8 protein-coding genes are annotated in these 11,057 nt (G+C 67.8%); 3 read left to right on the top strand and 5 right to left on the bottom strand.

The window, feature by feature from the left end; translation table 11 throughout:
• Window positions 1–40: 40 nt before the first annotated feature.
• From OG555_RS22310 to OG555_RS22295, 4 genes are read right to left on the bottom strand one after another with little or no spacing between them, the layout of a single operon-like run.
• Window positions 41–1,396, bottom strand: coding sequence for an ABC transporter substrate-binding protein (locus tag OG555_RS22310; protein WP_329474454.1), 1,356 nt, complete (start codon window positions 1,394–1,396; stop codon window positions 41–43).
• 8 nt (window positions 1,397–1,404) lie between these two features.
• Window positions 1,405–2,289 carry a carbohydrate ABC transporter permease gene (locus OG555_RS22305; RefSeq protein WP_329474453.1) on the bottom strand — a complete coding sequence of 295 codons (885 nt, stop codon included), beginning with the start codon at window positions 2,287–2,289 and terminating at the stop codon, window positions 1,405–1,407.
• Entirely contained in the window at window positions 2,286–3,227 is a 942-nt protein-coding gene (locus OG555_RS22300; protein ID WP_329474452.1) for a carbohydrate ABC transporter permease, read from the bottom strand. The genes OG555_RS22305 and OG555_RS22300 overlap by 4 nt, the downstream gene beginning before the upstream one ends.
• Before the next feature lie 33 nt (window positions 3,228–3,260).
• A complete protein-coding gene (locus OG555_RS22295; protein ID WP_329474451.1) occupies window positions 3,261–5,384 on the bottom strand; it encodes an alpha-galactosidase in 2,124 nt (707 codons plus the stop codon).
• 302 nt (window positions 5,385–5,686) lie between these two features.
• On the opposite strand from OG555_RS22295, the gene OG555_RS22290 reads away from it, so the two are divergent.
• The 3 genes from OG555_RS22290 (at window position 5,687) to OG555_RS22280 (ending at window position 8,340) form a co-directional block, all read left to right on the top strand.
• A complete protein-coding gene (locus OG555_RS22290) occupies window positions 5,687–6,259 on the top strand; it encodes a helix-turn-helix domain-containing protein (RefSeq protein ID WP_329474450.1) in 573 nt (190 codons plus the stop codon).
• Window positions 6,256–6,969, top strand: coding sequence for an SRPBCC family protein (locus OG555_RS22285; RefSeq protein WP_329474449.1), 714 nt, complete (start codon window positions 6,256–6,258; stop codon window positions 6,967–6,969). Before OG555_RS22290 ends, OG555_RS22285 begins: the two co-directional genes overlap by 4 nt.
• Window positions 6,970–7,188: 219 nt before the next feature.
• Window positions 7,189–8,340 carry a hypothetical protein gene (locus OG555_RS22280; protein ID WP_329474448.1) on the top strand — a complete coding sequence of 384 codons (1,152 nt, stop codon included), beginning with the start codon at window positions 7,189–7,191 and terminating at the stop codon, window positions 8,338–8,340.
• A 63-nt stretch (window positions 8,341–8,403) separates the two neighbouring features.
• On the opposite strand, the gene OG555_RS22275 is transcribed toward OG555_RS22280, so the two are convergent.
• Complete coding sequence (locus OG555_RS22275; RefSeq protein ID WP_329474447.1) at window positions 8,404–10,707, bottom strand: M4 family metallopeptidase; 2,304 nt, start codon at window positions 10,705–10,707, stop codon at window positions 8,404–8,406.
• Window positions 10,708–11,057 lie beyond the last annotated feature (350 nt).

The following is an 11,057-nucleotide window of genomic DNA, read 5'->3' as shown; positions in this document are numbered from 1 at the left end:
GACGTACTCCCCCGGGCGTAGGCGGGCCCCGGGTAAACCCTCAGGCGTTGGCCGAGAGGATCTTGTTCACATCGTTGTTGGCCTTGCTCAGCGACCCCGGATCCGCCTCGAACGACATCACCGCGTCCATCGCCGGCGTCATCACCGCGGTCACGTCCGCCGCGTTCGGGTTGGCCGGGTACGGGAACACGTTCCCCGCCTCGACCGGCTCCAGGAACGGCGTGACGTCCCAGCCGTTCTTCGCGAACGCCGCCTTAGCCGCCGGCATGCTCGCGACCACCGCCGGGAACACCACACCCGCCTTGGCGACGATGTCCTGCGCGGTCTGCGAGCCGAGGAACTTCACCCAGGCCCACGACGCCTCCCGCCGGGTCGTACCGGCCCAGATGGTGTCCGCGAGACCGTTCATCATCGACATCCGTTTCCCGATCGGGCCGATCGGCAGCCTGGCCAGCTTGGTCTTCACCTGCTTCAGCCCGCCGTAGGTCCCGAGCATCCAGGAGCCGTTCGGGGTCATCCCGTACTTCCCCGCGCCGAAGCTCGTGGTGACGTCCACCCCGGACTTCGCCTGCGCGTACGTCGGCATGTACCCCTTGGTGATGAGTCCGCGCCACCATCCGATCGTGTCGGTGAACTTCGGGTCGCCGTAGAAGAACTTGGTCCCCCACGGCTCGCCCTCGGAGTACTTCCAGCCGTTGATCGCGGCGTACCAGCTCCAGCTGGTCTGACCGTCGCCACCGCCGGCGTCGGCGTACCCGAGTCCGTAGACCTTGACGTCGTCCTTGTCGAACCCCGGCTGGTCACCGCGGCGCCCCTTGGAGTCGACCGTCAGCCGGCGGATGATCTGCTCGAGCGTGCCGCCGTCCTGCGGGTTCCAGGTCATCGAGTTCAGCTGCTCGGTGCTGATTCCAGCCGCCTCGGTGAACGCGCTGTTGTAGAAGTAGACCTCGGTGTCCCAGTCCTTCGGCAGGCCGTACCGCTTGCCGTCGGCCCCGATCCAGCGATCCGCGAGTCCCTTCTGGTAGATGCTCAGGTCGACATTGTCCTTGGCGACATAGTCATCGATCGGCAGCACCTGGCCCTTGTCGGCGAACAGCGGATACTTCGACGAGTGCCCGGTGAACACGTCCGGCGCGGTGTCGGAGATGAACCCGGTCACCAGCTTCGACCAGTAGTCGTTCCAGCCGTACTGCTCGATCTTCACGCTGTACTGCGGGTTCTGCTCGTGGAACACCTTCGCGCACTCGGTGTACATCGGCAGCTGGGCCGAGTCCCACAGCCAGTAGATGACCTCACCCTGACCACGCGCGGCGGCGCCGTTGTTGCACCCGGCAACCGCCGACGCGGCGAGTCCGGCCAGTCCGGCCTTCAGCAACGTCCTTCTCGAGAGTTTCATCGGATACCTCACTTGATCCCGGAGAAGCCGATGGAGTTGGTGATCCGCTTGGCGAACGCCAGGAACAGCACGATCATCGGCAGTGCCGCGATCAGCGTCGCCGCCATCAGCCCGGCCCAGTCCGGCCCACCCTGTGGAGTCTGCGACCGGAACACCCCGAGCGCGACAGTCAGCACCCGGACGTTCTCCTGCTGACCCACCAGCAGCGGCCAGAAGTAGTCGTTCCAGGAGTTGATGTAGGTCAGGATCCCCAGGGTGGCGATCGGCGCCGCGCTCATCGGGATGATCAGGCCGAAGAAGATCCGCCGGTGCCCGGCGCCGTCGATCATCGCCGCCTCCTCCAGTTCCCGGTTGATGCCGAGGAAGAACTGGCGCAGGAAGAAGATCGCGAACGGCGTCATGAACGCCCCCGGCAGGATGATGCCGGCGAAGCTGTTGAGCAGCCCGAGGTTCTTGATCAGCACGAAGTTCGGCAGCGTGGTGAAGATCGGCGGCACCATCAGCGCGGCCAGGAACAGCGCGAACACCTTGTCCCGGCCGGGCCAGCGCAGCCGGGCGAACGCGTACGCCGCCATCGCGCTGAAGAACACCTGGCAGACTGTCGTAATCGTTGCCACGACCAACGAGTTGCGCAGGTACAGCCAGAAGTTGACGGCCGCACCGGACCCGCCTTGCGCCTGCGCCTCCTCGATCGTCGACAATCCGAGCACCCGCTTGAACGCGCCGAGGGTCGTCTCCACCGGCAGCAGCGAGCTCGGGTGGCCGGGGAGCTGGGTGTTGTCGGACAGCGCCGTACGCAACATCCAGTAGAGCGGGAACAGCGTGACGATCAGCAGCACGACCAGAAAGATCCAGGCGACGGTGCGGCCGACGTTGAGTTCCTTCCTTCTCATGCCAGATCACTCTCCTTCGCGCGCAGCAGGCGGAGCTGCAGCAAGGAGACCAGCGCGAGGATCGCGAACAGTACCAGAGCCATCGCGGAGGCGTACCCGAAGTCGAAACGGGTGAAGGCCCGCTCGTAGATGTAGTAGTAGATGACCCGGGTCGCGTTGATCGGACCGCCCTGAGTGGTCACCGCGACGGTGTCGAAGATCTGGAACGACCCGATCATGGTGACCACCAGGACCATCACCAGAACAGGTCGCAACAGCGGCAGCGTGATCCGCCAGAACGTCTTCCACTCGGTCGATCCGTCCACCTCCGCCGCCTCGTAGACGTACGCCGGAATCGTCTGCAGCCCGGCGAACACCAGCAGGGCCGTGTAGCCCATGTGCCGCCAGACGTTGATGCCCGCGACCGTCGGGATCGCCCAGTGCGAGTCGCCGAAGAACGCGACCGGGTCGATTCCGATCCAGTGCAGGCCCTGGTTCACGATGCCGACCTGGAAGTCGAGCATCCAGTACCAGACCAGCGCGACGACCACGTTCGCGACCAGGTACGGCAGCAGGATCGCCGCCCGGACCGTGATCGACTTGGTCAGCCGGTACATCAGCATCGCGATGACGACCGCCAGGACCGTCTGCACGCCGATGTTGATCACGACGTACTCGACCGTGACCGCCAGGGCGTTCCAGAAGAAGCTGTCCTGGACCATCCGGCGGTAGTTGTCCAGCCCGTTGAACTGCGGCGCGGAGAGCAGGCTGTACTCGGTGAAGCTCAGGTAGGCGCCGCGCAGGGTCGGCCAGATGTAGAAGACGACGAAGCCCAGGGTCGCCGGGGCCAGGAAGATCATCGCGACCTTCAGGTCCCCCAGACTTCGCCGCCGACTCGGCGCCTCCGGATCCCCGCGACGGTTCTGCTGATGGGGCGGTGCATTGGTCGTCACGGTCACGGGGATCTCCTTCTTGGTCGGCGATCGACCGGGCTAGTCGATCGCGGTCACATCCAGCAAGATCGCGTTCTCGGGCCACTGAGCCGGGAGCAGGACCCCGACCGAGGCCAGGGCGGCACCGTTCAGTTCCACACTTCCACCGTTGGCAGACCAGGGTGCCGTCCGCGACTCGGGTCCGGGTGTCGCGGTCTTGCTGACGCGGTAGGTTCGCCGTGGGTCGAGCCCGGGCAGCCGGACCCGGCCGACCGCCGAGGTGACCGACTGCGTCAGCTGTACGGCGGCGTACACCGCGCGGGAGCCGTCCGGCGCGACCACGCCGTGCAGGAGGAAGTCCTCCGGACCGCGGTCGGCGCGGACGACCTTGCCGGTGTGCAGCAGCGGCCGCAGTTCCTTGTGCAGGGCAACCCAGCCGACCAGCTCCTCACGCTCCTGCGGCGAGGCGGACGCGATGTCCCACTCGATGCCGAAGTGGCCGAACAGCGCGGTGATCGCGCGGAACGACAGCGCCTGGGTGCGGCCGGTGGTGTGCGCCCGCGGCGGGCCGACGTGGCAGCCGATCAGCTCGGGCGGCAGCAGCAGTTCGGTGTAGCGCTGGATCGTCTGCCGCTCGAGCGCATCGTTGCTGTCGCTGCCCCAGATCCGGTCGGTGCGCTCGAGGATGCCGAGGTCGACCCGGGCGCCGCCGGACGAGCACGACTCGATCTCCAGACCGGGGTGCCGGCGCTTCAGCTCGTCGATCAGCCGGTACACGGCCAGGGTCTGTTCGTGGATACCCGCCGTACCGGTCAGCTGGTTGCCGCCGTCAACGAAGTCCCGGTTGTGGTCCCACTTCAGGTACGCGATGTCGTACTCGGTCAGCAGGCTGTCGAGCCGCTCGAGGATGTAGTTGTACGCCGCCGGGACGCCGAGGTTCAGCCCCTGCTGGTGCCGCGCGGTGGGCGGCATCCGGTGGCCGGCGGCAAGGATCCAGTCCGGGTGCTCGCGGGCCAGGTCGGAGTCCGGGTTCACCATCTCCGGCTCGACCCACAGCCCGAACTGCAGCCCGAGACCGCGGACGTGGTCGACCAGCGGGTGCAGACCCTTCGGCCAGATCCCCTCGTCGACGTACCAGTCGCCGAGCCCGGCGTGGTCGGCGCGCCGGCCGCGGAACCAGCCGTCGTCGAGCACGAACCGCTCGGCCCCGACCTCGGCGGCCGCATCCGCGAGCGCCTTCAGCTTGTCCAGGTCGAGGTCGAAGTAGACGGCTTCCCAGGTGTTCAGTACGACGGGACGCTCGGTGCGCGGGTGGTTCGGCCGGGCCCGGAGGTACTCGTGGAAACGGGCGGACAGCTGGTCGAGGCCGACGCCGTACGAGCCGTAGATCCACGGCGTGCTGTAGGTGCCCTCGGGCTGCACGCGCCCCTCGCCGGGGAGGAGCAGTTCGCCGCCGCCGATCACGGCGTACCCGCTCATGCCGCGCTCGGCGTACGAGCGGTGGTTGCCGCTCCAGGCGGTGTGCACGGCCCAGCTCTCACCAGTGCGGAAGTCGAAGCCGGGCGCGCCGGCGATCAGCAGCAGAGTGGCGTCGGCGCCGGTGCGGCCGCGACGGTTGTCGCGAATGTGCGCGCCCTGCGTGAATGCGTGCCGCTGCGGGTGCCGCTCGCCGATGTGGCGGCCGGTCAGGTCGAGCAGTTCGGTCGCCTCGGTCGGGACCGGCAGCGCGAGGACCAGACCATCGACCGTGTACGGCGTCGCGCCGGTGTTGGTGAGGTCCGCCTTGGCCCGGACGAGGCCGCTGTCGGTCAGCTCGATGATCAGGCGGATCGTCAGACCGGCCTCGGGATCAGCGGCGTCGACCTGCACAGTGTTGTCGGAGCGCGCGACGCTCGTCAGCCGGAAGCTCGCGGAGAAGTTCTGACCGTCGCGATGGCCGCTCAGACCCGGCAGCCCGAACCAGCCGGCGGCGTATTCCGGCACGATCGCGATCGGCTGGTTGTCGTCGAGGCCGTTGCCGTCCTGCACCGCGCCGGCGCCACGCCTCAGTTCCAGCAGAGCTTTCTCGGTCAACTCACCCAGATCCGCACCCCAGTGCAGGACGGACGGAAGGGCCGGACCAGAGCAGTCCAGCACCAGGCTGACGCCGGCAGCCCGGAGCTGCAGCACCTCGATGTTCGACACTGTTGATTCACTCTGCTTTCTGATTGATTTCAGGACGGAACTATTTATCTCGCCAGCTCAGATGTCAACGCCTCGTCCCAATGCTTCACGAAGTTAAGTAAGTACCTTACGGCCGCCGGCCCCATCCGCCCAGCCCCTGGGCAATCGCTCTCCGGCTCCGCACACCTCGCCCCGGCCGGACGCCCGGCCCATCACAATTGCCGCCCCACCGAATCCCCCAGCGGGCAGGCGTTCATGGGGTCGTCATTGGAATGGCCTGGCGGTCCCTTGACAGATTTTTCTGTCAAGTGGAGATTGGAGACATGCTGCGGTATGTCGAGGAGCCGGAGAAGGTGCGGATGGCGCTGTCGCCGATCAGGCGCCGGCTGCTCGAGCTGCTCCGGGAGCCCTCCTCGGCCACGCAGCTCGCGGCGGTGCTGGAGCTGCCGCGCCAGCGGGTGAACTACCACCTGCGCGAGCTCGAGAAGGCCGGCCTGGTCGAGCTGGTCGAGGAGCGGCAGCGGCGCGGGTTCACCGAGCGGATCCTGCGCGCGTCGGCCGCGATCTTGGTGGTCGACCCGGCTGTGATGGGTCGCGGGTTCACCCAGATCCAGGACCAGTACGCCGCCGAGCACCTCGTGGACGTTGCCTCCGGCACCGTTCGGGACGTGGCCCGGATGCAGAGCGCGGCCGACGCCGAGGGCAAGCGGCTGCTCACCTTCACCCTCGAGGCCGAGGTGCGGTTCGCCGAGCCGGGCGACGTGCACGCCTTCACCGACGCGTTGACCGAGGCGGTGCGACGGACGGTCGCCGAGTTCGATGCCGAGGGTGGGCGCCCGTATCGGCTGATCGCGGGCGGCCACCCCGCACCCCGTCGTACCGAAGGAGACTCATGAGCGAGGACAGGCCACAGATCGTGGTGACCGTGGCGGCGCCCGTCGAGGCGGTGTGGGACGCACTGCGCGACAAGCAGAAGATCCGGCACTGGCACGGCTGGGAGTACGAAGGCCCCGAGGGCGGCCTGGACGAGGAGATCGACCTCATCTACTTCACCCGCGCAGTCGAGGAGGGCACGACCCTGACCCTCGGCAACGGCGACGAGTTCGTGGTCGAGCCGGTCGAAGGTGGCGCGCGGATCACGCTGACCCGGGCTCCGCGCGGCGCCGACCCCAAGTGGGAGGCGTACTACGACGACGTCACCGAAGGCTGGACGACCTTCCTCAACCAGCTGCGGTTCGCCGTCGAACGCCACCCCGGCGAAGCCCGCCATACGCTGTTCTACTCCGGGACCGGCCCCGTCTCCCCGATGGCCGAGCTCGGCATCTCCCCCGGCCCCGCCGGCAGCTCCTACGAACTCGAGTTGGTCGGCGAGCAGGTGAAGGGCGAGGTCTGGTACACCTCCGAGCACCAGATCGGCCTGACGGTAGATGCCTGGGGCAACGGTCTGCTGGTGCTCAGCCACGTCCCGCCCGGTGACCAGAAACCTGACGGCGCCACGATGGCCGTCCTCAGCCTCTACGGAGACACCGACCGCACCGAACTCGACGCCCGCTGGCGTGCGTGGTGGGAGCCGCGCTACCCGGCCAAGCTCGACCTCGGCGGCTGAGCCCGGCGCGAGAGTACTGACACGGCGGTGACAGGGCGCAAAGGTGTCAGCACTCTCGGTCTACCGGTGAGTGGTTACCCGGAAGTACATTTCTGCCGACGGTGATCGGGTGGGGGGTCCTGACGATCACCGAACTCCGGCGAGAGAGGCCTTCCGGTGCGAATTTCGACCTCTACCTTTTCGTCTTGGCGTCGAGTGTCCCTGATCCTTGTGCTCTCCATGACCGGGCTCGGCCTGGTCGCATCCCCCGCGATGGCCGACGGTCCCGGGTCCGGTACGCCGTACGTCGTCACCGTCGGCGACTCCTACATCTCGGGCGAGGCCGGCCGGTGGGCCGGGAGCTCGAACAACTCCGAGGCACCGGCCGACGCGCTCGGCGCGCATGCCTATCACGACAACGCGAGCCATACCGCCGAGCTGATCCCCAAGTGCCACCGCAGCCAGTCGGCGGAGGCGTACATCGGCGGCGGGGTCGGCGGGCTGGACCTGGCCTGCTCCGGCGCCCGCACCACGACCAGTATCGGTGACGACTTCAAGCCGGGCATCGACTTCTACGACGACGGCGCCGGGCACCTCGGCCAGGCGAAGATGCTGCAGCAGTTCGCGGCCGGCCACAACGTCACGCAGGTGGTCGTCTCGATCGGCGGCAACGACTTCAACTTCGCGTCGATCGTGACGTCGTGCGTGACCGACTTCCTGACGTCGCCGTCGTGGTTCCCGGACTACTGCAAGGACGACTCGTCGGTCGTCGCCAACTTCACGTCCGCCAACGTCACCGCCGTACGCGGGCGCATCGCGACCGCCTTCCAGAACGTCCGCACCGCCATGCGGAACGCGGGGTACGGCGACAACGCGTGGACCCTGCTCGTCCAGACCTACCCGTCGCCGATCCCGGCCGCGAGCGGGTTCCGGTACGGGCAGAGCGGTTATACCCGGCAGAGCGTCGGCGGCTGCGGCTTCTGGAACTCCGACGCCGACTGGGCGAACAGCACCGCTCTCAACACCATCAACACCACGGTCCGCGCCGCGATGGGCCAGTCCGGCCTGACCAACACGCGACTGCTCGAACTCCAGTCCGCCTTCAACGGCCGCCGCCTGTGCGAGAACACGGTCGGCCTCTACGAGGAGGTCGGCCTGAGCTCCTGGACCCAGCCGACCGCGGTCGACAAGACCGAGTGGATCAACCAGATCCGCACCGTCACGACGATCGGCTCCGACTACTACATCCAGGAATCCCTCCACCCCAACTACTGGGCCCAGCTCGCCCTCCGCTCCTGCGTCCGCCAGACCTACACCCAGAACCGCGGCGGCACCTGCATCATCGCCGCCCCCGGCCTCACCAACGGCGAACCCCGGATGATCCTCAACTGACCCGAACGAACCGGCCGCCGTACCCCTGGCTGGGGTACGGCGGCCGGTGTCGTCAGGCTGGGATCAGCTCAGGTTCAGGCCCGTGTCGTCGATGACGAACGAGGTCTGGAGGGAGCTGTCCTCGGTGCCGGTGAAGCTGATCGACACCGTCTGACCGGCGAACGACGACACGTTGAACGACTTCAGCGAGTAGCCACTCGCCTTGTTCAGGTTCGAGTACGTCGCCAGCGTGGTCGAGCCCGCCTTCACCGTCAGCTTGTCGTACTGCGTCGTGGTGGTGGTCTCGGCGGAGTCGATGTGCAGGTAGAACGACAGCGTCGCGCTGCACCCGGCCGGGATCGCCACCGACTGGCTCAGCGTGTCGGTGTGCGTGCTGCCGTAGCCGTCCAGCCACGCCTTCCAGGTCCCGCTGTGCGCGGGCTGGGAAGCGGTGTTGTCGATCACTCCGGTCGACGCCGACCACGGCGTCGCCGTACCGGTCTCGAAGCCCGGGTTGCCGAGCTTCTGGCCGGAGCAGCCGCCGGTGCCACCGACGGTGATCGTGAACGACGTGCTGCCCGAACCACCGGCACTCGCGGTCGCCGTCGCGGTGACGTTGAAGGTGCCGCTGGCGGTCGGGGTGCCGGACACGGTCCCGGTGGAGGAACCGATCGTGACGCCGCCCGGCAGGCCGGTGGTCGACCAGGTGTACGGCGCCGTGCCGCCGGTCGCCGTCAGCGTGAACGGCGTGATCGCCGTACCGACGGTGCCGGTCTTGTTACCCGGGTTGTTGACCGTGACGCCGCCGCTGCTGCTGCAGGTCGGGTCGCCCGACTGCGCCGGAACGCTGACCGCGTCCCACGCCGCCTTCACGGTGTTGAACTCGGTGCAGCTGCCCGGGTACAGGTTCTTGGCCGCGGTCAGGGTCCAGGTCCGGTACTTCAGGTACGAGCTGCTGCTGGTCTTCATCAGCATCGCGTTGTACATGATCCGGATCGCCTTCTGGATGCCCAGGCCGGTGACCGTCGAGTTGTTGCAGGTCGGGACGTTCGGCGAGCCGCCGCTGCCCTGGGAGAGCAGGACGAACCAGTGGTCGCCCGGACCGGCAGCGGCGTGCACCTCGGCGCCCGGGATCGAGCTCGAGTAGCAGTTCGGGTCGCCGACCGCCGACGGGTTGTACATGTTGCGGATCGGGCCGCTGCCCACCAGGTTGACCTCTTCACCGACGAGGAAGTCCGGCGGGTCGTAGGCCGACGCCTGGTTGCTGTACCACTCGCTGGCCGCGCCGAAGGTGTCGGCGACGAACTCCTGCGTGCCCGAACCGGAGATACCGCCAGGCGTGTGGTCGTCGATGCCGTGGCCCAACTCGTGACCCACGACGTCCAGCGAACCGATCCAGCCGCCGGCTGTGTTGTGACCGACCTGCACCTGCGTGCCGTCGTAGTACGCGTTCTCGTCGTTCAGGCCGACGCGGATCGGCCAGCCGCCGCCGTTGCCGTCGAAGCCGTTACGGCCGAGCCAGTCGGTCAGCATGTGCCGCTCGGTCTGAGCGGTGAACAGCGCGTCGACGCAGCCGGTTTCCTTGCTGGTCGCGTTGCCGTTGCCCCAGTTGTCGTCCGGGCCGGAGAACGTGGTGTTGTTCGCCGCGTCCTGGCAGGACTGGTTGGTGGTGTTCGGGTCCTTCATCGAGTACGTGCTGCCGGACAGCGTGGTGTCCAGGTGGACCGGGCTCGGTCCGCTGTACGCCGCCGTACCGTTGCCGGCCATCACGTGTTCCTGGGTGCCGAGCACCTTGCCGCTCTGCGCGTCGACGTACACCGACAGGCTCGACGGCTCCTTGCCGTTGCTCCCGGTGACACGGGACTGCCACGCCAGCTTCGGCGTGCCGTTGAGGGCGTACACGGCCAGCGTCGGCGTGGTCGACGAGTCGACCCGCTTCAGTTGCTTGGTCGCGGTCGCCTTGGCGTCCGCGGCGGTGACCTTGGCGGACGTCGACAGGTCGGGTACGGCGGTGGTCTGGGCCACGGACGTGGCCTGCACCGCACCCTTTTCGTCGGTGACGACGACGAAGTCACCACCGACGACCGGGAGTCCCTTGTACGAGCGCTCGTACGGGACGTACTGCAGGCCGGACGGCTCGGAGATCACCGCTCTGGCGGTGAACTTGTCGTCCTTGCCGGCATGCAGACCGGCCGGCCGGTTCGCGACCAGCGAGGAGGCAGCGTCGGCGGCGTACGCCTTCGACTGTGCCTGCGTGGGCCGGGGAGGTGGTGCCGCATTCGGCGCGGCTCCGGCCGCTGAGGTTCCGAATCCGGCGAGCGCCGCTACCGCGAGGCTGGTGACCGCGAGAACGGCAGCTGGCGTGCGGGAACGCTGAAACAAGACCATGGATGTGGTCCCTTCGCGAAGAAGGTGCTGGGCGGGTTGCGCCTCGCCGGACTGCAGGCAGGTGCACCACCTCTGCCTGGGACCTCCGGCCTATCCACCGGTTTGTTGCCCTCGCCTTTCAATCGGCCGCCGATGGATCGCGCGGACGGACACTATGCCCGCGCCGATCACCGGGCAAGGCGCTCCGATGCCGCTGGCACGACTCGGACAATGACCGCGTTGTCATCGCGCGATTACAGAGAAAATCGGCCTTTGAGCTGACAAAGTCGGGAACATCACGCAGGTCGAGGACGGGGTGGCCTGGACCAATCGCCGATGCTGCGGGCAGAATCGCGCAGACGGGTTGGCTG

The sequence above is a fragment of the Kribbella sp. NBC_01484 genome, assembly GCF_036227145.1.
Lineage (GTDB): Bacteria > Actinomycetota > Actinomycetes > Propionibacteriales > Kribbellaceae > Kribbella.
Note: the sequence above shows the minus strand (reverse complement) of the source record. Positions and strands in the feature narration are given on the sequence as shown.